The organism is Vibrio rarus (assembly GCF_024347075.1).
Classification (GTDB): domain Bacteria; phylum Pseudomonadota; class Gammaproteobacteria; order Enterobacterales; family Vibrionaceae; genus Vibrio; species Vibrio rarus.
Genome location: NZ_AP024900.1, coordinates 1,254,083 through 1,274,893, shown reverse-complemented (window position 1 = coordinate 1,274,893; position 20,811 = coordinate 1,254,083). Strand labels below are relative to the sequence as shown.

At 42.7% G+C, this 20,811-nt stretch carries 18 protein-coding genes; 11 read left to right on the top strand and 7 right to left on the bottom strand.

The genetic code is table 11. From position 1 onward, the window contains the following. The first annotated feature begins 109 nt into the window (after positions 1 to 109). The gene (locus OCU56_RS06035; protein ID WP_261874619.1) at positions 110 to 1,276 is read left to right on the top strand and encodes an alpha/beta hydrolase; all 1,167 of its coding nucleotides are present in this window, start codon (positions 110 to 112) and stop codon (positions 1,274 to 1,276) included. Here the strand turns inward: OCU56_RS06035 and OCU56_RS06030 are convergent. Beyond that, positions 1,273 to 2,298 (bottom strand): succinylglutamate desuccinylase, encoded by a 1,026-nt coding sequence (locus OCU56_RS06030; RefSeq protein WP_261874618.1) that lies wholly within the window; start codon positions 2,296 to 2,298, stop codon positions 1,273 to 1,275. The genes OCU56_RS06035 and OCU56_RS06030 overlap by 4 nt on opposite strands. Positions 2,299 to 2,400: 102 nt before the next feature. On the opposite strand from OCU56_RS06030, the gene OCU56_RS06025 reads away from it, so the two are divergent. The 7 genes from OCU56_RS06025 (at position 2,401) to purT (ending at position 13,574) form a co-directional block, all read left to right on the top strand. Further along, positions 2,401 to 3,075 (top strand): NAD(P)H-binding protein, encoded by a 675-nt coding sequence (locus OCU56_RS06025; RefSeq protein WP_261874617.1) that lies wholly within the window; start codon positions 2,401 to 2,403, stop codon positions 3,073 to 3,075. Positions 3,076 to 3,917: 842 nt separating this feature from the next. After that, positions 3,918 to 8,300 (top strand): SslE/AcfD family lipoprotein zinc metalloprotease, encoded by a 4,383-nt coding sequence (locus OCU56_RS06020; protein ID WP_261874616.1) that lies wholly within the window; start codon positions 3,918 to 3,920, stop codon positions 8,298 to 8,300. A 405-nt stretch (positions 8,301 to 8,705) separates the two neighbouring features. After that, the gene (sbcB, locus tag OCU56_RS06015; protein ID WP_261874615.1) at positions 8,706 to 10,121 is read left to right on the top strand and encodes an exodeoxyribonuclease I; all 1,416 of its coding nucleotides are present in this window, start codon (positions 8,706 to 8,708) and stop codon (positions 10,119 to 10,121) included. A gap of 4 nt (positions 10,122 to 10,125) precedes the next feature. Further along, complete coding sequence (locus tag OCU56_RS06010) at positions 10,126 to 10,488, top strand: CidA/LrgA family protein (RefSeq protein ID WP_261874614.1); 363 nt, start codon at positions 10,126 to 10,128, stop codon at positions 10,486 to 10,488. A gap of 1 nt (position 10,489) precedes the next feature. Further along, on the top strand, positions 10,490 to 11,167 hold the full coding sequence (locus tag OCU56_RS06005; protein WP_261874613.1) for an LrgB family protein: 678 nt from the start codon (positions 10,490 to 10,492) through the stop codon (positions 11,165 to 11,167). A 177-nt stretch (positions 11,168 to 11,344) separates the two neighbouring features. Then, complete coding sequence (gene cdd / locus OCU56_RS06000; protein ID WP_261874612.1) at positions 11,345 to 12,238, top strand: cytidine deaminase; 894 nt, start codon at positions 11,345 to 11,347, stop codon at positions 12,236 to 12,238. A gap of 145 nt (positions 12,239 to 12,383) precedes the next feature. Further along, positions 12,384 to 13,574 (top strand): formate-dependent phosphoribosylglycinamide formyltransferase, encoded by a 1,191-nt coding sequence (purT, locus tag OCU56_RS05995; protein ID WP_261874611.1) that lies wholly within the window; start codon positions 12,384 to 12,386, stop codon positions 13,572 to 13,574. 80 nt (positions 13,575 to 13,654) lie between these two features. Here the strand turns inward: purT and ihfA are convergent, their stop codons facing one another. The 3 genes from ihfA to OCU56_RS05980 all read right to left on the bottom strand — a co-directional run bounded on the left by ihfA (position 13,655) and on the right by OCU56_RS05980 (position 15,710). Beyond that, positions 13,655 to 13,957 (bottom strand): integration host factor subunit alpha, encoded by a 303-nt coding sequence (ihfA, locus tag OCU56_RS05990; RefSeq protein WP_261874781.1) that lies wholly within the window; start codon positions 13,955 to 13,957, stop codon positions 13,655 to 13,657. Between the two features lie 509 nt (positions 13,958 to 14,466). Next, a complete protein-coding gene (locus OCU56_RS05985) occupies positions 14,467 to 15,066 on the bottom strand; it encodes a class I SAM-dependent DNA methyltransferase (protein WP_261874610.1) in 600 nt (199 codons plus the stop codon). Between the two features lie 122 nt (positions 15,067 to 15,188). Continuing rightward, positions 15,189 to 15,710 carry a GNAT family N-acetyltransferase gene (locus OCU56_RS05980; RefSeq protein WP_261874609.1) on the bottom strand — a complete coding sequence of 174 codons (522 nt, stop codon included), beginning with the start codon at positions 15,708 to 15,710 and terminating at the stop codon, positions 15,189 to 15,191. 247 nt (positions 15,711 to 15,957) lie between these two features. Between OCU56_RS05980 and OCU56_RS05975 the strand changes: the two genes are divergently transcribed. Next, a complete protein-coding gene (locus OCU56_RS05975) occupies positions 15,958 to 16,359 on the top strand; it encodes a YkgJ family cysteine cluster protein (RefSeq protein WP_261874608.1) in 402 nt (133 codons plus the stop codon). A 39-nt stretch (positions 16,360 to 16,398) separates the two neighbouring features. Here OCU56_RS05975 and OCU56_RS05970 read toward each other — a convergent pair whose 3' ends face one another. Then, on the bottom strand, positions 16,399 to 16,776 hold the full coding sequence (locus OCU56_RS05970) for a PH domain-containing protein (RefSeq protein WP_261874607.1): 378 nt from the start codon (positions 16,774 to 16,776) through the stop codon (positions 16,399 to 16,401). A gap of 325 nt (positions 16,777 to 17,101) precedes the next feature. On the opposite strand from OCU56_RS05970, the gene OCU56_RS05965 reads away from it, so the two are divergent. Further along, positions 17,102 to 17,515, top strand: a complete 414-nt coding sequence (locus OCU56_RS05965; protein WP_261874606.1) for a hypothetical protein — start codon at positions 17,102 to 17,104, stop codon at positions 17,513 to 17,515. Between the two features lie 173 nt (positions 17,516 to 17,688). Next, positions 17,689 to 18,663, top strand: coding sequence for a transposase (locus tag OCU56_RS05960; RefSeq protein ID WP_261874605.1), 975 nt, complete (start codon positions 17,689 to 17,691; stop codon positions 18,661 to 18,663). A gap of 451 nt (positions 18,664 to 19,114) precedes the next feature. Here the strand turns inward: OCU56_RS05960 and OCU56_RS05955 are convergent, their stop codons facing one another. Both OCU56_RS05955 and OCU56_RS05950 read right to left on the bottom strand, forming a co-directional pair. Next, entirely contained in the window at positions 19,115 to 19,306 is a 192-nt protein-coding gene (locus tag OCU56_RS05955) for a YwbE family protein (protein WP_021713190.1), read from the bottom strand. Positions 19,307 to 19,394: 88 nt separating this feature from the next. Continuing rightward, a complete protein-coding gene (locus OCU56_RS05950) occupies positions 19,395 to 20,690 on the bottom strand; it encodes a DEAD/DEAH box helicase (protein WP_261874604.1) in 1,296 nt (431 codons plus the stop codon). Positions 20,691 to 20,811: the final 121 nt, after the last annotated feature.

The window sequence follows — 20,811 nt, the reverse complement described above, 5'->3', positions numbered from 1 at the left end:
GACAAAGCAATATTATTTGCAGGTGATAATTCAATATCATTGCAATGGATTTTGAATTATTAGTCACCACTTTAGAAATGACTCAACATTAATATAAAGGACATTATTAATGACGTTCACACGCCACGCAGTACTAATAAGCTCCATCACTCTACTTTTAACCGGTTGTGTGAGCAGTGTAGAGGGGCCACAGTACCAAGCCTCTGAACAACTACCACCATACCTGCAAAGCAATTTTCAGTCGTATATTCAAGACAGCAGGCAGTGGTTGCTACAACATCGCGTGTTTTTAACCGGCGATAAGAGCACAGAGTTGGCCGCCGTAGCCCCTTATGAGTTGATCCCTAAGCAACCAAACGGGCAAGGCATTTTATTGGTGCACGGTTTAGGCGACTCCCCTTTCTCTTATAGTGATATTGCAGCAGATTTAGTCTCTCAAGGGTATCGAGTACGCGTTATTTTGTTGCCCGGACACGGGACACGCGCCGCCGATCTGTCACTAGTACAACTCAAAGATTGGCAAGAGGTGGTGCAACATCACTATCAATTACTCAATAACAAAGTGGATGGCGTATGGCTAGGAGGCTACTCCACAGGGGCAAACTTAGTCACCTCCCTTGCTTATGAGCACCCCAGCATCAAAGGGTTATTGCTGTTCTCCCCTGCTTTTAAACCCAAAAACCCCTTAGCGGCGTTATCACCTATGGCCAGTTACTTTGTCAATTGGGAAAGTAAGAAGAAAGAGGACAATTACACGCGATACAACTCTTTACATATGAACGGCGCTGCGACTTATTACAAAAGTGCGCAAGCGGTTCAACATGACCTCGCTAGCCATCACTACGACAAACCCACCTTTGTTATGCTCAGTGAAGCCGATGAAACCATTGATGCCGCATTTGCCCGTGATACTTTCAGCCAAACATTTACTAACCCAAACAACCAATTATTGTGGTTTGGTGAGTCTCGCTACCCTGATCCACGGATACACACTTTTTCCATGAACTTACCGCAACAGCACATTCACAGTGCTTCCCATGTCTCTTTAATATTCTCTCCTGATAATCCCGTGTATAAACGGGACGGGAAAATTAGAATGTGCTTCAACGAGCAACCTAAAGGGCAAGACTGCGCTACAGCGGCCGCAGATAAAGTGTGGTTTTCGGCCTATGGGGACGGCGATGAAAAACATATAAGGGCTCGCATGACTTGGAACCCTTACTTTGAACAAAACATGCAGCAATTAAACGCTTTTCTTAAAAAGAACCGCCATTAAGAGGCCACTTTCACCGTCAACTGATTATTGCTGTAATGAGTGATACTAGGTTGAACGATCAACGCCGCTCGTTGGGAAAGCTCCACATTGGGATTGGGGAATACCACCCCTCCTCCCTCAATGGGCATGTCAATGATATGTTGTCCGTCTTTCCCTAGCGGCTCTCCTTGATGAAAGGTAGAGAAATTAGGTAAGTCTTGAGCAAAGTAAAACTCAAAATCTTGACTGTTTCGATAAATAGAGCTCGCCACTTGGTAGGTAATCATTGAATGACGACGACTGCTTTGTTTTGCCATAATAAGTGCGATTAAGGCTTGCTTAAATTGTGACAGTTTACCCAGATCGTTATGGCCAAACTCCGCCACTTGCCCTAACTCCAGCGTCGCCGCTTGTGCACCAAACTGACTGCTACTAAACCAACTGAATGTGCTAGATGGCTCCTCTGAGAGCAAAAGCGCTTCAATATGGCCTTGGCTAAGAAACTCAATAAACTCTTTTTGTCTGGTTGGGTGCGACGACTGAGGGCTAATGGCAAACGTATAGTGTTTAGAGGCTCGTATTGAGCAGTGCATATCTAAATGCCAGCGCTGCTGCATCGGAACCCCTTCCCAAAATTGACTGACGCACGACTTTAACATTCGAACTAAACTCAGTTCATGGGTGTCTACTTGATTGGCATCGCTAAAAAGTCGGTTGAGATTGGTTTCAATAAACCTTTTCTTTGCCAGTATCGCTTGTGGATGCGCAATGATAAGCAACAAATGTTGCTTTGGAACAATGCGTTGCGCCTCTATTTGACTCACCAGATCATCTAAGATTTCTATTGGTGCCGTTTCATTACCATGAATCGCGCTGGAAATGACAATATGTTTGCTGTTTTCTGCATGATTAGCAGGTGATACGGTTAATACACCACATTGTACCAAGCTCATTTTTACGCCATTGTCTAACGTTATAGAGCGTGGGGAAAACGGGGCTTGGAGCAGTGTATCTTGCAAGAATGAGCTTTGAAATAGTGGCACGATATGGATTCTCCCTTCCTAAACCGACAACCTAACGGTAACATATGCACAACATCATATCGTATCTATTGGCAAGCTACAGAATATTCATAGGCATTTATTATGGGCATCACAAAGGAAAATATTATCATCGTTGGTGCAACCGGTTTAATTGGTCTGCATGTTATAGAAACCTTACTTGAGCACACCCATACCTTAGGCACTGTGTATGTGCCGACACGAAGGCCTCTGCCCTTTACCCATACTAAACTCAGCCCAATCATCAATGAGGATATCACCCAGTTCAGTGGCGTTTCGGCGAGCATCGGCTTAATTTGTTTAGGCACGACCAAAAAGCAAGCTGGCAGCCAACATGCCTTGTACCATGTGGACCATGATTTAGTGCTGGCTTGTGCGCGACAAATGCAAAATATGGGAGTGAAACGTATCGGTATCGTATCCAGTTATGGGGCAAATCCCGCGTCTTTATCGCATTATTTACGTTGTAAGGGTGAAATGGAACGAGACATCAAACAACTCGCCTTTGACAGAGTCACTTTTGCGCGCCCCGGCCCATTATTAGGTAAACGCGCATCACCTCGCTTTGATGAAATGATAGTGCAAAAGATATTACGCATCGTTCACCCTATTATGCGCGGGCCTCTTATTAATTTGCGCTCTATACCAGCCAAATATGTGGCGCAATATTTAGTTTTTAATATGCTTGATGAAAATCATGCTGATGGTATCCATATAGCACATTACTCGCAGATGATATCTATGAAGCCTGATTGTTGATAATTACTGGGATATTCATAATAAACCCAAGCCGTTAATTCTTGCCACTATCATTATAATTTATTAATAAATAATTTTAACACTAACAATAAATACAAGTTTAGAGAAGATGTGTATTACCATCATTATCGGTATAATTCGCTTGAATATTAAAAACTCGCTTACTGTATTATCGACTCATTATTACTTGTATTTTAACTCGCGACTTCTTACACGCTTTTATTTTATACCAATCACAGTAATTAAGTGATCAGAAATAGCGCAGGAAAACACTTGAGCACAAGGCACCATTTTTTTATAAGCAGTTGTTCTACATTCAAAATTTGCAACGCCGCCATCAAGGCTTTTTACAAACTAGAATGTTCAGTTAATTACTACGATTGCTATAAATATTCATTTTTACTGCATATCACCATAAAAATCGCACAATAACCTATACATCTAAGTGATTGTTTTTCTTATACATTAAGTAAGTTAGACTTATTTAACTCATAAGTATCACATCACAACACTTCCCACATCCTAGCGTCAATATTGTCTACTGCTTACATTTCAACCAGTCAAAAGAGCCAAAAATTCTTTATTAGTGACACCTGCTTCATAAATAGATGAATAGAATTCAAAAAATGTTGCACTTTGATATATTCCACAGCAGTAAAACACCTGTTCTTCTTACCTTTTATACAACAAAAATGGCAAAGTGGCACCAATACTCCCACACAATCAATAACGAGTTAACTATGGGTGTCCATATTTTCACTTGTTGTTTATCTGTTTGAATTTTTTTAGCTTTAATTTTTGATAATAACGGTCAGTTAATAACCATAAAGGAACAATATAAAATGAATAATAAACTATTGTTAGCAACAATAGTGTCATTGGCATTACTGGGTTGTAATGACGATAACCCGCAACCGATCACCCCTAGTGATCCTGCGCCACCGACACAACCTGAGTCTCCAACTGAACCGCCTATTTCCACGCCACCAGTGGAAATTATTCCCCAGACCACGTATATCGGTTCGCTATTAACCTCTGGACAAGCCATTTCTGGAGATGTGCATTGTAATGGCCAATCGCTCATTCATGGATCATTTGAGGTCATGCAAGGGGTGTCATTTAATTGCACCTTAGAGGCTGTCGAGTTAGGCCAGTTTACGGCTCCATTCCCTAATGCAGAAAGCGTGGCTAACCCTAGTGAAAAAGTGCCTGTTTCTTTTGATGTTTTACAACAACACGGTACTAATGCAACCTTGATATTACAAAGTATTGACCGTTGTGGAAATGACACGAGCATCTGCTTAAACTCTATCGACTCTTATGAAATCGCTGACGTTTATCAACAGTTACATGATCAGAATGCTGTTGATGCCTATCTGGCAGCAATAAAAGAAACCATTACCGATGAGGTGGGCAAAACCCCTAGCTCTCATGTAGATCCTGAAATCGCTCCTGAAGTTACCCCAGGTTCGAATAACAATTTAGATGCGGATTTTGTCGCAGCCAATGCCGAGCAAAGCTACAGCTATACACCAAGTAGTGATGCACAGGTATTAACCTCAAGTACTCTCAGTGATGCGCAAGGACGCCCCCTTGCAGGGATCAGTTACTTTTCAACCCACGCTACCGGGATCACCAACTCTGCCGGTGAATTTGAGTTTCTATGGGGCGATGAGCTGACTTTTGGTATTGATACTTTTGAGTTAGGCTCTATTAAAGGCAATCAACTGAGCTTCAAGATCACTGATGTTACACACAGCAGTGTCGAAAAAGATAACATTCAATCACTTCTAGAGCGCTATGGTTCAATAACGAGCCAAGGGCTGGCCATTGATAGCAGGGTCAGCAAAGTCTTCTCTCAATACCCAAATGTGATTAATGAGCTGATCAATCTTCGCTTACCCAATGGTGGCTTTATTGACGGCAGTGATGGCATGACAGTGCCTGACGAATTTGAAGGTCAATTTGAATTAGGCATAACCGCATTAATTGACGCCCAATTAAAGCAAGATACGTCCCTATTTAGCCCCCGCCCCCCTTCAGTACATGCGCTAGATAACGGTCAATATGTTACGCAATCACTAAACGCCATCTTTAAAAACGTCGATAGCTTCCATGTCTTTCATGACAATCAAGGGGGCTATGGTGCTACCGGTCACGCTCGAGGCAACCTCTCAATTAACCTCTCTAACCAAGCTTTTCCGGTGATGATGCCTAGAAGCGATAATAATCGCTTACTTCGTTTTGGAGAAGCGCAAGCATGGACACGAGACGGCAAACCTTATATTGCTCAACATCCCACCATTGCAATGCAAGCGATCCCTAAAGTGGCCGATAGTAATGTCACCTATGGCTTGCCTTTTGTTGTTGCGGGACTCATTGGCGAAGGTAAAGTCGTTTTTATGGGGAACTCGGTCTATCCCACCATATTGTCTTGTCCTGAGCTATTTTGGGCGAACAGTTTTAACGAAGTGAAAATTGACAGTCGCCAAAGGATTTGTACCTCAGTGGCCACCTCCGATGATCCTCGTTCAGATCAAGGCGCTATGCAGCAATATTTTAGCAACTTATTTGACTGGTTCTCTGATGCAGAAAACAAAACCGTTGCTAGCAATATTAAACAGGCTGCGTTTTCTCAAGCAAACGTCAGCGCAGGGATGCGTTATGACTTCTTTATCCATGACAGTTACGGTTTAGAAGCTGTTAATTCTATTGCTTCTGGCGAATACCACGCCCTTGATCCCGTAGAAACGCCGATACTCATTTTGCAAGCCTATAAGCTTAACCCTTCTAATAACTCGGCCAACTTAGATGAACCGCATCTCTCTCAAGAAGATATTACCGCGCTAATTACCTATATCAATGCTGGAGGTAATGTGCTGTTTATGGATGGCATTGAAAGCGCTAACCCTGAGCCCATTGGACGTCTTGCGGACGCCGCTGGTGTCTCTATTGGCGGTCAAAGTGTGGTCTCCACCAGCCAAAGTCTCTGCGCCCCAGACGGACGATGGTGTAACAACGCTCCAACCTTAAATCATAAACAAGAAAAAGAAGTGGTGGTTATTCAACACTTTGAAAATTTAGCCAATGGTAAGCAACCTTTTACCGTACACGATGATGGTAGTGTCTCTTGGGTCTCGGACAATGAAATGGCCTCGACACCATTGCATGTACCTACCTATGAAGTGACCGATGAAAACGGCAAGGTCGACGCAAAGCGAGCGATGATCCGCGTTAATAATGCACAAGAGCGCGAAGCGGCGATTAAAGAATTGCAGCACGCCTTTACCGATATGCCAGTGTGTACTCATGAATATGAGTATGAGTTTAATTGTATCGAAGTTCGTTCTGGCACTGGCGTTCTTGAGCGCGCCTACGGTCGCCAAGATTTTGAGCGTATTTACTTCCAAACCAATAGTATGGTGAAAGCGGCTAACTTAGGGGACAATATTCAAGCATTAGCCGATCATGAACTCTACTATCGAAGCAAAGGCGCGCTAGGGCAACGACTTGCCATTACGGAGCTCAATCAAACCTACGATAACTTGTCTACTTGGTTATGGAACAACAATAACTATTATTATGATCCTCAGTCACAAGATGAGCTTGGCTTTAAGCGTCTCATTGAGTTTATGAATTGTTATACCAATGATAGTTATGCTGGAAATGGCACTTGCCCACCATCGCTAAAAAATACCTTAATCGCCAACAATATGATTATTGGCGAAGGGGAACTGGCGCACTTTGTTAACCCGAGCTATCCATTAAATTACCAAGAAAAACCGCTAACGCGCATTATGCTTGGCCGTTCATTTTGGGATTACCGCATCAAGGTAGATACTACCGCCTATCCTACCCGTCCAACCACTTTGGCCACCACCTCAGAAACGGTGACCATTGAAACAGACGGCACGGCGGTGAACTACACCGTGGGTAATACACAATCCACTGGATTATGGCTTCCTCAACATGAAATTGGCACAGTCACGGGTGGCGTTAAAGCACAGATTACTGTTATGTTTGCCGATGATCTTACCGGACGCAGTCAACATGAAACCAACTTAAACCGTCCGCCTCGAATGACCAAAACCTTTCTCCATGATGGAGGAAGTACCCAGATCCAATCCCCTTATGGTGGGCTCGTTTATGTACGCCCTCTTGAATCGGCAGGCGCTAGCCAATTTCACTTTAGTGGCGTGATGAAAGCACCTCTGTTTAAAGAGGGGCATTGGGTAACCACACCACAACAATCTCAAGTACAAATGGCCGAAATTGATAGTGGATCTTTTGTCTACACCACCCACGTCAACAACGTTACTGAAACGGATTTAGCTACATTCGTCAGTGGTTTGAATCGTTTTGCTGATGCGGCTAGCGACTTTTATGGGCGTGATGACTGGCAAGGGGCTCATCGTCGTTACACTTACGCCGACCTAAAAGGCTTCCGTCATCGCTTTGTAAATGATGTGCAAATTTCCATTGGCTCTGCGCACTCAGGTTATCCTGTGATGAATTCGGCGTTTGATAGTGCGCGCAACACTGTACCCACCGATCCATTAAACGATTGGCTGTTGTGGCATGAAGTGGGCCATAACCTCGCCTCTGCCCCTTTCAATGTGACAGGGGGGACAGAGGTCACCAATAATTTACTGGCCCTGTATATGCAAGAACTCGAAGGGCGCAATGACAACCCGAGAATGGATCGCATTGTCTTTGAAATCCAAAAAGCACCACATTGGCTCGAGAGAAATGCGAGGCATGCGTGGGCCAATGGCGATGCGGGTGTGCGTTTGATTATGTTTGGACAGTTAAAAATCTGGGCAAAATCACATTTTAGTATTAATCATTGGTATGACAGCCAGCCATCGAGTGAAAAAGCCTCTATATATGGCAATGATGAGGGCTGGAATATGATCAAACTGATGCATCGCTTAGCACGTAACAACCAAGATACAGATGGAACAAACTATTGTGATGCCTCTGTCACAGGACTCTCAGATGGAGATCTATTGATGGTGTGCAGCTCCTATGTCTCTGGCTACGATCTCAGTGACTTCTTTTTGCAGTGGAATGTCGGTGAAGAAGCGATGAACACCGCACAAGGGGCCATCATTTATAGTGGTGGCATCAGCGCGCAGGGTCTAAACACAGTGGCACAAATGCAGCTCCCTACGCCACAAAAAGATCCTCTGTTGATTGACTCCCTAACCCCGTCAACTCGCTAACTTTCTTAGAGCTAATCTGCGCTATATATCTGTTATAGAGCGCATCACCGAGTGTCTGCTAAGACAATGGCAGGCACTCGGTTTTCCTCCTATCTCAAGATCTGTTTGGCTTAGATTCTTTTCATTGGTAGCCGCCCTTACTCACTACTGTTTATCGTCTCACTATTTCTATTGAGCGTCGTTACCTCTGCCTCATATAGGGCAACAGGTTTGCTATCCATTTCATGGGGTGGTCTAATAGCTCCCATCGTAAGGCACTGTTTTGCCGTTATTATTATCAATGTCGCCGAGCGCTTGATCTGACGTTTTTGCCTTTTGCTACCTGTTTTTCTGCGCTATTAAAGCGCGCAAACTGACAGCCCTTGGTATACTAACTAACAACCTACTGATTTTTGGACGATTTTTATGCAAATGGACCAACCCACATTCTTTTTCTTTGATTATGAAACCTGGGGGGTCAGTCCTGCTAAAGACAGACCTTGCCAGTTTGCAGGTGTGCGTACCGATGCCGATCTGAATGTCATAGGCGAGCCGTTGGTCATTTATTGTCGCCCTCCAGCCGACTACTTACCCACCCCTGAAGCGGCACTGGTGACAGGGATCACCCCGCAAAAAGCGATGCAAGAGGGTCTTTCTGAACCTGAGTTTATCGCCGCAATTCACCAACAAATGAGCCGTGCCAATACCTGTACCCTTGGCTATAACAGTGTTCGCTTTGATGATGAAGTGACCCGCTATACCTGTTATCGAAACTTTATAGAACCTTACGAGTGGAGCTATAAAAATGGCAACTCACGATGGGATCTTCTCGATGTGATGCGCGCTTGTCACGCCTTGCGCCCCGCAGGGATTGAGTGGCCAAAAAATGACGATGGGCAAACCAGCTTTCGTTTAGAGCACCTTTCGCAAGCAAACGGCATCGAACACAGTAATGCTCATGACGCCATGGCCGATGTATATGCCACTATAGAGATGGCAAAAAAGGTCAAACTTGCTCAACCTAAACTGTTTGATTTTTTCTATAAGCACAGAGGCAAACAAAAGCTCAACACATTAATAGATGTTGTGACTATGGCGCCTTTAGTGCATGTCTCTGGAATGTTAAGCCAACAACACTTAAAGACGGCGTTAGTGGCGCCTGTAGGGTGGACCGCCACCAAGGCACTCATTGCTGTTGATCTCACCCAAGATATCAGCCCGCTAATTGATTTGAACGCCGAACAAATCAAAGCACGCCTTTATACCAAACGAGATGATCTTGAACCGGATCAGTTACCTATTCCCGTAAAACTGATCCACCTGAACAAGTGCCCTATTTTGGCCCCTATTGGTGTGTTAACCGCTGAGGCAACCCAGCGTACTCAAATTGATAAACAGCAGTGTTTAAATAACCAACAAGCGTTATTACAGCACCCGCAAATTAGAGAAAAGCTCGATCGAGTATTTGCTGAACCTCGAACCTTTGTCACCAATGACAATGTCGATGAGCAATTGTACAACGGTTTTTTCTCACCTTCAGACAAAGCGCAAATGCAGATCATTCGCCAAGCTAAGCCTGAAGTGTTAGGAGCCCTCGACATTCAAGTGTCCGATCAAAGAATCGCTCCATTACTGTTTAATTTTAGAGCAAGAAATTACTTCCATACTTTAACCGATCAAGAACAGAAACAATGGTTGCGTTACTGTAGAGATAAGTTCGAGAAAGAGCTACCAAATTACATGTTAAACTTAGAAAACTTGGTCTCTCAACATCAAGGTGATGAGCGCAAAGTGAAGATTATTCGTGCGCTTTACACTTACGTTACACAATTGGTTTCTTAAAAATATGATTAGCAAAGCTTTCTTTTACCTCCTCAGTGCAGGATTAATTGCCCTATCGCTAATGGCTGGCGAATGGATTCAAGAATTCTTTGCCCTTTCCGTACCTGGTAGTGTTATTGGTTTGCTCATTTTATTTTCTGCGTTAGTCAGTGGTGTGGTCAAACCGCACTGGGTACAACCGAGTGCCTCTTTACTTATTCGCTATATGATTTTGCTGTTTATCCCAATCAGTGCCGGGTTAATAAATCACTACCATATTCTTCTTGATAACGCTTTGGCCATTTTAGTGAGTATTGTGCTTGGCAGTCTTTTTGTGCTTGTGGTTCTGTCCCTTGCATTAGACAAAATACTCAGTAAGGAGCAATAATATGTGGCTCTTACTCAGCATCGTTGTTTACTTTATTGCAAAGTTCATCGCGCAAAAAGCGCATCATCCTTTAGCCAATCCTCTGTTAATCAGTTTGGCGATAATCATTCCGTTTTTGCTGTTGTTCAAAATACCCTTTACAACTTACTATGACGGCAACTTGGTGATTCAGCATCTATTGCAACCGGCGGTTGTGGCATTGGCCTATCCTCTGTATGAACAGCTCAGTGAAATTCGTGCTAAGTGGAAGCTTATTCTGACCACTTGTGTCATTGGTAGTTTAGGCTCCATGCTCACTGCAGGCTCTTTGGCCGTCATGCTCGGTGCCGACTCTCAACTGCTGGCCAGCATTATGGGCAAATCAGTCACCACAGCGATTGCCATGCAAGTCTCCACCGAACTTGGCGGTGAACCTGCAGTGGCAGCGATGTTAGTACTAATGGCGGGCCTTACCGGTTCTTTATTGGCTTATCCCGTTTATGGCATATTAAAAATTAAACACCCCATTGCCAAAGGGCTCACCATGGGTACAGTGAGTCATGCTTTGGGCACGGCTACAGCCTTTGAGCATAATCAAAAAGACGCCGCTTTTAGCTCTTTGGCCTTAGTGTTGTGTGGTGTTATCACCTCGATTTTAGCGCCATTTGTTATGACCTTTATGCTTTGGCTAGCGAGCTAGTTGCCATAACGGTCCAGCTCATGGTTTGATTTTCGCAATAAAACGTCATTTAAAACCATAGCAAAAGCCTCCTGCGCGAATGGATGTGAGCGAAACCGTTTGCGCAGGCTAAGCCTCTCCCTATTCTTAATCAGTTACACTATGCTATGTACATGATTTTTAGGATAGGTATTGGTAATGAGTCAGCGCTTTAACCCACTGTACAATGAACTTCCCTCCTCCCAAGTTGAGGTGTTCAAAAGCATTTTTAATGACCCCTCTTTTGCTGGAGTCCTCAGTGAAACGCAGTTTCTACAACTTCAACAAGCAACAGAGCAAACAGCGCAACAATTAAAAGTCTCTTTACTGCCTTTTGCTGCGGCATTTTCTGTGGCACCCATTTCTCATTTTCACGTGGGCGCTATCGTTAAAGGTGCGTCTGGGGCTTTATATTTTGGGGCAAACTTAGAAATAGCGAGCACTCAATTAGGCCAAACCGTGCACGCAGAGCAATCGGCGATCAGTCATGCGTGGATGAAAGGTGAACTGGGTATTACTGACATCACCATTAACTTCAGCCCTTGTGGCCATTGTCGCCAATTTATGAATGAGTTGACCTGCGCCAAAGAGTTAATGATTCAACTGCCTCAAGGTTCACAAAAGAGCTTACAGCACTACTTACCTGAATCGTTTGGCCCTGAAGATCTGGGGATTTCCAGTAAATTAATGTCCGTTGTAGAACATGGCTATTCGCTGACAAAAGAGCCCCCTTTACAGCAAAAGGCGGTTGAAGCACTCAATAAAAGCCATGCTCCTTATACGAACAATCTCAGCGGCGTGGCAATACAAACGGTAGATGGTCAGATATTTACCGGTCGCTACGCAGAAAACGCTGCTTTTAATCCCAGTTTACCTCCTTTGCAAGTGGCTCTGGTGCAATTGCAAATGGCAGGCAAGGCATTTTCTGAGATTAATGACGTCGCTCTTGCGGAGATCCATAATGCCTCTTGCTCTCATTTAGCTGAAACGCAAAGCACCCTTAATACACTCAATCCTGACATTGCACTAAGCTACATTACCCTCACCCCTTAACACCGCTAAAGCACGATTTACTGGCACTGCAACCTTGGTTGCGGTGTCCTTACAAAAATATCCTCAATATCACCATGCAAACGATTGCGCCCTGCGAAAATTTCAGTATGATCCTTAAAAAAAATTATCGTCTTAAGGAAATGTTATGTTGGGTACGGCTACAGCATCAGGTGCAACAAAAGTTTTATTGCTAGGTTCGGGTGAATTAGGCAAAGAAGTGGCTATTGAATGTCAGCGTTTGGGTATTGAAGTTATTGCCTGTGATCGCTATCAAAATGCACCGGCTATGCAAGTGGCTCACCGTAGCTATGTACTTGATATGCTAGATGGTCAACGACTATCTGAAATTGTTGCTCAAGAAAAACCTGACTATATTGTTCCTGAAATTGAAGCCATTGCCACTGATACTTTAGTTGAGTTGGAAAAACAAGGTACTACCATTGTCCCTAACGCACGTGCGACCCAGCTGACTATGGATAGAGAAGGCATTCGCCGCTTGGCTGCCGAAGAGCTGAGCCTTAACACCTCAAACTATCAATTTGCCGATACTTTTGCACAATTTAGCCAAGCGGTCGAGGCCGTGGGCATGCCGTGCGTGGTGAAGCCAGTAATGAGCTCATCGGGTAAAGGTCAGAGTGTCATTCGCTCAGAGCAAGATGTCGCTAAGGCTTGGGAACATTCTCAAGATGGAGGTCGCAGTGGTGAAGGACGCGTCATTGTTGAAGGCTTTATTGATTTTGATTACGAAATTACCCTATTAACGGTGCGTGCTGTGGATGGTGTTCACTTCTGTGCTCCTATCGGTCATCGTCAAGAAGATGGCGACTATCGTGAATCTTGGCAACCGCAACAAATGTCAGAAGTGGCGATTAAAGCCGCTGAATACGTTGCTGAGCAGATTGTTAACGCGCTGGGGGGTTATGGCCTATTTGGTGTAGAGCTCTTCATTAAGGGCGATAAAGTTATCTTTAACGAAGTGTCCCCACGCCCACACGATACAGGTATGGTAACGATGATCTCTCAAGATATGTCAGAGTTTGCTTTGCATGTTCGTGCCTTCACTGGCAACCCAATCAATGCTATCCGACAAGTGGGTCCTGCAGCGTCTGCGGTTATCCTTGGTCAGGGTACCTCAAATAATTTGTCATATACGGGAATTGACGAAGCTATCAGTACTGCCGATACGCAGATCCGTCTTTTTGGTAAGCCTGATATTGATGGACGCCGTCGTTTGGGGGTCATTTTAAGTCGCGCAACGGATACGACACTGGCGGTGGATACAGCCCTTGAAGCGGCCAAAAAAATCCATATCCATTATACTAATCGTTCTAAATAACGGGTCATTCTAGCTTGTTAAAAACTAAAAAGAGGTCTTAAGACCTCTTTTTTTTTATTGACTTATAAATAGCAAATTGACTATTTAATGTCGTCTTTCTTCAGCTCTTCAACGCGAGCTTTCAGCTTTTGTCCGGGTCTAAATGTGACCACACGACGTGCGGAAATAGGTATATCTTCGCCTGTTTTCGGGTTGCGACCTGGTCGTTCTTTCTTGTCTCTCAGATCAAAGTTGCCGAATCCAGACAGTTTTACCTGTTCGCCACTTTCAAGTGATTTACGAATTTCTTCGAAAAAAACTTCCACGGTTTCCTTGGCATCCCGTTTACTATATCCAAGATTTTCAAACAGGTTTTCAGCCAAATCGGCCTTGGTGAGCGCCATAAAACTTTCCTCAAAGCTAGGTGAACTAATTGCTACGCTGGAGTAGTTTTTACCCCTAGGCTTCATTAAAAATGAAACCAACGACAGCTCCTAAAATTTGTCACTACAATCAACTACATATTGATGACTCGATCGAAAGTGTATGACAAGGTTTTCAGTTTCGCCAACTTTTTTTGTAAAAAATTTATAAGAATTAGATACTTAGAAAATTCAAGTAAATTTACGTTAATTTTTATCGAGTAAGGTGTTTTTATTGAGGGAAAAGTTTAATAAAAAGTGTCATTTTCTTATTTAATTCAGAGGGTTATTGTAATGCTTTCGCTAGCTTTGTTGTGTCGGAAAATGCATTGAATAACGCCACCTTTTGCAAAACTTGCTTTTGATATGAATCTATTACACTATTCTTTACACACACAATTGACCGCAAAACAGTGACATTTTCAAACTCATTTGCCTCTGTATCGCTCTTTTCTGCATCCACTAATCAGTGGCTTTTAGCATCGGCTCACTTAGGGTTTCTCGACAATCATGTACGTGTGCATCTCGGGGTACTGGTCATACTCTACATGGCGAATGATGCAGCCAAGATCCATCATCAACTTGATAATCCCGTTAATGCCTAATGACGCATAATACACTTCCGGCCCCATAATTTGATTGGTATGTGCGTCAGGCTCTTTGGTTCCGCCAAAAGAGAAAATAAACAAGCCTGCGTTATTTAAACTGGCCACGACTTTGCGTAAGACATGACTTTGTTGCGCTAACGGTACATGCCACAAACTATCCCAAGCAGTAATAAAATCGTATTTTTCAGGCAATGCATATTCGCAAATATCAGCATGAATAAACCTCACATCAGGATGGCGCTGACGGGCTAATTGGATCATTTTTGTGGACACATCGATGCCTGAAGGCTGAAAACCTTTCTCTTGCAATAATTGGATAAATCGTCCGGTACAACCGCATCCGATGTCCAACGCTTTGCCTCTTTTTTCGCTAAATGCAATGGCTCTTTCATGTTGCGCGATACCATTATTACGATTAAATAGCTCGTCACTCCATCGCTCAGTAATTTGATCATAGGCAAGCCCAATATCTGTTGGCTTCATTTCCGCTCCTTAACTCTCTGCGAGGTGTTTTTGTTATACCTCGCTTTTTGATACTCATATATTCTGCGTGAGACTGGGTCTACTCGAGTCGTCACTCTATTTTAGCGCTATAGAAGGCTACGCTAATACATATACCCTAACCACTCGACATGACCACACTCCCACTCTCGGCCACTAATGGGTTTGACGTACAATTGGTCGAGAAATTCTACCGCCACTCCATAGTTGGTATGTTCATCCACTCTCAACCATGAGTTGATGGCTGAAACCTGCTGATAGCCTCGTGCGCAATAAAACTGATGATGCTCTGAAATAAGGGTAATAAAGTCGACGTTTTTCTTCTCGGCAAATGCTGCCACCTCAGCAAGCATGGCTGATCCCACACCTTGTGAACGATATGGCTTTGCCACACAAAAATCGATGATGCCAAGCACGGTATACACAGTATCCGCCACCTTCATCACTCGATAATCCAACCCAAGATAGCCAATTAACTCACCATTTTTGTATTCTAAGGCTCGCATATGCGGTAACTGCTTATAATAAGAGCGAGGTACTTGATGCTCTGGAAATGCTTGATTTCTCACTTTTGTGATGGCTTGATGCTGTTGGTTTGTCACATCAATTTCATGAACAATATCCATTATTGCCTCTTATTTTATGTCTTAACGGCGCCAGTAAACCGATACTAGTAAACAATAGATACACTACACTCATTTTATGCCTATTACAGTCAATATGTGTGCAGGCATCTTGCACAAGAAAGCCTCAGGACACGCCGTATTTTGAACAGTGCTACAAGCAAAAATGTTAGCGACTCATAAGATACTTCGCTATATAGTGTCCAGCGATGGTAGTATTAAACTCTTCTCAACCATCAATGTGTAACTTATGAAACAATGCAATCAATGTGGCAAGTGCTGTATCAAATATGGTAATGGTGATTTGGCTGTATCACAGGATGAGATAGATCTATGGGAACTGTTTAACCCCGATATCTTTGAGTATGTAAGCGGCAACGAAATATGGTTTGACCCTAAAACAGGAGAAAGGCTAAGCCAGTGCCCTTTTCTTGATATTGTGCCCAACAAAAACCCACAAGCGCCTATGAAGTACACCTGTAGCATATACTTAGACAGACCAGAAGATTGTCGTCACTATCCTAGCTTGATCAGCGAAATGGTAAGAGATGAGTGTGAAATGATTGAGGCAGTCGATTTAAATAACCCGAACAAAGCTCAAAAGCAACTGGACCTAATTATGCAAGATAGCCGACCTTCTAGCTATTCATGATAGAACAGTGAAAAGGTCTAGCTACTTGCTCTGTCTCATTTAAGCTAGAACATATTCGCTAATTACGCGGTTAAATTGCACAACATCAAATGAGCCACGAATTTCAAATCGTACACAACCCACTTCACTTAAGTACAACTCGATTTCACAATCTAAATCGAAAGTGCCAGATGATTCCACTGAAAAAGCGTTCACTTTACTAAAAGGCAACGATGTATAATCCACCTTTGAGCCAGTGATCCCCTGCACATTTGCCGCAATCACCCGCTTGTTAGTAAAAATCACCTGATCACGTACTGACTTAAAAGCGGCAATAATGGACTCACCTTCAATTATAAACTTATGAAAATCCTCTCGAATATCTGAAGCTTTAATAGGCTTCAGTTTGAATACTGAAGAATTTTTAAAATCAATCATACCTACCCCTCATTATTTATATAGACACCCATATTTATATAGACACCCATAATATTTATATGGACACCCAAGGTAAACCACAAACGACGCCATGTTTACTTTATTATTGTAATTTCATGGTTTTGAGTATTTAACTATGAAACTGAGTCCTTATAAATACGACTTATTTTCATTGCAATATCCTATTGTTAACATATTCCATGGTATTTACTATTATGAATGTAGTATATATGCCGATTTCTAATATTCTGATTAATTATATTGTCAGGAAGTTTACTGTTATTATCTAGCAGATTAAATAAACTTACATTGTGGATATTACTTAATGAGAAAACTTGTATTACTTGCTATGTGCCTTATTGCATGTAGTGCCCAAGCGCAAACTAACCAAACGCCTTCTTGGTATGAATATGCCAAAGTCCCCTTACCTACAGTCAAGGCAAACCTTCTCAATACAAAGTTAAAGCTTCTTGAGTTGGTTTCACTAAGGCAATGGGAAGTGACAAATCAAACATTAAATTCATTTCAAATGACTTTAGATAAATGTAGCGTACGAATTAAATTCGATGAACAAAATGCAGTAATTAGTCATAATGGTTTTAAGTATTCGAAAAGAACCATATGCCGAAAAAACTGGCTATCAAATGTAAAAAAAGATGTTAACGCTACACTTCGAATTTTATCTATCCAGCAAGAAGCGATTAATTTAGACCATAATTCCCACCAGGTGAATAAATAGTTAAAGTACTAATACTATTAACAATATGCGCTCCTAGCTTGAACCTCAGCATGACAACTCAAGCTAGGTAGGCATGTTACACAACAATGTCAACAATATAGCCACCCATCATAAATCACATTTTCTCCCTTCCTAGATTATACTTATAACAGTTGCCCGATCTGGAGAAGACTATGCCACGCCCTCGTAGAACTCAGATTAGTATCGAAGACACACCTTACTACCACTGCTGTAGTCGTGTTGTTCGGCGAGCTTACCTTTGTGGAAATGATCCTCTTTCAGGCAAGAACTATGACCATCGGCGAGCCTGGGTAGAAGCATTACTAATGAAGCTCGCAACAGTGTTTGCTATTGATATTGCAGCGTTCGCGGTGATGTCTAATCACTTGCATGTCGTGCTAAAAGTTGATATCGACACTGTAAACGATTGGTCAGACAGAGAGGTCATTGAGCACTGGCATCAACTATTTAAAGGAAATGACTTAACTCATCGTTTCGCAAACGGTAATGTCATTGAAACCTATGAAACAGCACAATTAAAGCATTTTATCGCTACTTACAGAAGTCGACTTTGCGACATAAGTTGGTTCATGAGGTGTCTCAATGAGCCAATTGCAAGGCAAGCCAATAAAGAGGATAACTGCTCAGGACGCTTCTGGGAAGGTCGCTTTAAATCTCAAGCTTTGCTTGATAATGCAGCCTTACTTACCTGTATGGCTTACGTCGATTTAAACCCCATAAGAGCGAAAATGTCGGATACAATCGAACATTCAAACCACACTAGCATTCAACTACGTATCCAAGAGGCACTGAAAGGTGAACAACCTAAATCTCTCCTTTCTTTTATTGGTAATGAGCATCAAAAACAAGTTAAAGGTATCAATTTTTCATTATCAGATTATCTCGAACTACTTGATGAAACCGGACGAATCATTCGCAATGACAAACAAGGAGCTTTAAGTGAACATTGTGAGAATATACTTGAGAGGATAGATATACCTCATGCAAACTGGCTCAAACTGACCACTGAGTTTGGTAAGCTATTTCATGGTCCTGTAGGCACACTGTATGAGCTAACCTGTTATTGTGAGCATCTAGAAAAGCGACGACGACATTTTTCTTTTTGTTGCCAGTATCTTAAAGCTTGAGTGTCGCACATAACAATATCTAAACCACCTTAATCCACTCGAATAAATTTAGAGTAGGTCTTGCTGTCTAGAACACGCTGATTCCCTCATCATACGGTACTATTTTCACTGTCATTTCGTTCTCCCCTATTCGTTTCCACATCTATGTCAGAAATTAAAAGCCATTCTCAATTCAAAACTGCTATTTACAATGGGTGGCCAGAAAATTTACGAAATTTAGCCTAAATAAGTTGTGAATATCATACTTGGTGAAATTAAAAGGTGGGTGGCTACTTAAATGTCTCTTAAATGCTTCTATGACCAACCCAAAGAAGGAACAGAAGCAGTTAGACAAATTAATGAGTTCGAGTCGACCATCTAGCTATTCATAAGGCTGATATTTAAACCGCTCAAGCACGGCTAAGACCGAGTAGTTTCACCATTCCCCCCAGAGATAGGCTCAAACGTGAGCTTATACTATCTCTTTTACTCGCCCCACATCGCCACTTTCTAGGCGGACTTTAATGCCGTGCGGATGATTAGGTGACTTAGTCAGAATATCTTTAACTACGCCTGACGTAAGTGTTCCTGTGCGTTGATCTTTTTTAAGGACAATGTTCACTTCAAGCCCTTTGCGTATGTTGGATCTTTGAGTGCCGCTCATGTTCGCTTCCTTATCTCTACAGTATGAATCATAAAAAAGTGCCAGCCAGTTCACTTAAAAAGAACGGTCTGACACTCATAAGTTTTAATTAAGAATGTCTTAACCAAATGTCCTTAGAGCCGTCTTGCACTTTTTTCTTACGCTTTTTCTTGCCAGTACCTGCCGGTGCCGCTTTTGGTTTATTAGCTTCAATCATTTCTTGAGTTACGGTTTCGTCTACCTCAAAACCCGCCACTTGTTCACGTTCAAGGCGAATTTTGTTTTTCTTTTCGATAACTTTGAAATGGTGCAGATCTTCGTAATCTATCAATGATAAAGCTAAGCCAACCTCACCGGCACGACCACTTCGTCCAATGCGGTGCATATAATCAGATGGGCTTCTTGGGAGGTCGAAGTTGATGACTACTGGCAGTTTTTCAATATCTAGACCACGGGCGGCGATGTCCGTTGCGATAAGCACTTCAATCTCACCAGACTTAAATGCATCAAGGATGCGAGTACGATAGCCCTGACCTTTGTCACCATGGAATACGTCGGCTTCAATGCCACGCTTATACAGTTTATCCGCTAAATGTTCACAGCTATTTTTAGCATTCACAAACACTAACGCTTGTCGCCATTGATGCTTTTTGATCAAGTGCGCTAATACCGCAGTCTTCTCACCTTTGTTAACATTGAATACGCGCTGGACCACAGTGCTCTCATCATCGCTTTGCAGTTGAACTTCAACCGGATCATTTAGCAGTTCTTGAGTCAGCACCTGAACTTGTTCTGGAAAGGTTGCTGAGAACAAAAGTGTTTGTTTTTGCTTAGGCAGTTTCCCTAAAAGATCAGATAGTTCTTCAGTAAAACCTAGGCTCAACATACGGTCTGCTTCATCCAGTACTAAAGTTTTCACTCTATCCAACTTAATTGCATTACTAGAAATAAGATCAAGTAGACGACCTGGTGTTGCCACTAATATATCTGTGCCACCACGCAGTGTTTGCATTTGTGCATTGGTCGATACACCACCAAACACAGCGACAGTTTTGATCTCACCGTTAAAGTGAACCGCATAGGACTTAACGTTATCGGCAACCTGTTTTGCCAACTCTCGTGTTGGCACCAATATCAAACCAGAAACATAATTGCCCTTGCTGGCGCTAGATTTCACCAAATCATGCTTAGTGAACAACTCTTGTAGCATAGGCAATGCAAATGCGGCGGTTTTACCTGATCCAGTATTAGCGCCAGCAATGACGTCACGACCCGCAAGTACGCTAGGAATGATTTGCGCTTGAATAGGTGTAGGTTGTTGATACTCCAGCTCTTCTAAGCGTGCTAAAAGAGGTTTAATTAACGCAAGATCAGCAAAGCTGTTAAGGGTTGTGGCATTGGTCATAGATAATTTGGCTCAGACTTAAATAATGGGTGCATTCTAGCGTATTTTGCAGAAGATAGATAAAAAAAGGGAGCCATTAGGCTCCCTATTTCATCTAGTGTTATGCACACTCATGACTAGT

Coding starts and splice junctions, on each gene's coding strand:
- OCU56_RS06035 (WP_261874619.1), top strand. CDS start 110: ATGACGTTCACACGCCACGCAGTACTAATAAGCTCCATCACTCTACTT.
- OCU56_RS06025 (WP_261874617.1), top strand. CDS start 2,401: ATGGGCATCACAAAGGAAAATATTATCATCGTTGGTGCAACCGGTTTA.
- OCU56_RS06020 (WP_261874616.1), top strand. CDS start 3,918: ATGAATAATAAACTATTGTTAGCAACAATAGTGTCATTGGCATTACTG.
- sbcB (WP_261874615.1), top strand. CDS start 8,706: ATGCAAATGGACCAACCCACATTCTTTTTCTTTGATTATGAAACCTGG.
- OCU56_RS06010 (WP_261874614.1), top strand. CDS start 10,126: ATGATTAGCAAAGCTTTCTTTTACCTCCTCAGTGCAGGATTAATTGCC.
- OCU56_RS06005 (WP_261874613.1), top strand. CDS start 10,490: ATGTGGCTCTTACTCAGCATCGTTGTTTACTTTATTGCAAAGTTCATC.
- cdd (WP_261874612.1), top strand. CDS start 11,345: ATGAGTCAGCGCTTTAACCCACTGTACAATGAACTTCCCTCCTCCCAA.
- purT (WP_261874611.1), top strand. CDS start 12,384: ATGTTGGGTACGGCTACAGCATCAGGTGCAACAAAAGTTTTATTGCTA.
- ihfA (WP_261874781.1), bottom strand. CDS start 13,957: ATGGCGCTCACCAAGGCCGATTTGGCTGAAAACCTGTTTGAAAATCTT.
- OCU56_RS05985 (WP_261874610.1), bottom strand. CDS start 15,066: ATGAAGCCAACAGATATTGGGCTTGCCTATGATCAAATTACTGAGCGA.
- OCU56_RS05980 (WP_261874609.1), bottom strand. CDS start 15,710: ATGGATATTGTTCATGAAATTGATGTGACAAACCAACAGCATCAAGCC.
- OCU56_RS05975 (WP_261874608.1), top strand. CDS start 15,958: ATGAAACAATGCAATCAATGTGGCAAGTGCTGTATCAAATATGGTAAT.
- OCU56_RS05970 (WP_261874607.1), bottom strand. CDS start 16,776: ATGATTGATTTTAAAAATTCTTCAGTATTCAAACTGAAGCCTATTAAA.
- OCU56_RS05965 (WP_261874606.1), top strand. CDS start 17,102: ATGAGAAAACTTGTATTACTTGCTATGTGCCTTATTGCATGTAGTGCC.
- OCU56_RS05960 (WP_261874605.1), top strand. CDS start 17,689: ATGCCACGCCCTCGTAGAACTCAGATTAGTATCGAAGACACACCTTAC.
- OCU56_RS05955 (WP_021713190.1), bottom strand. CDS start 19,306: ATGAGCGGCACTCAAAGATCCAACATACGCAAAGGGCTTGAAGTGAAC.
- OCU56_RS05950 (WP_261874604.1), bottom strand. CDS start 20,690: ATGACCAATGCCACAACCCTTAACAGCTTTGCTGATCTTGCGTTAATT.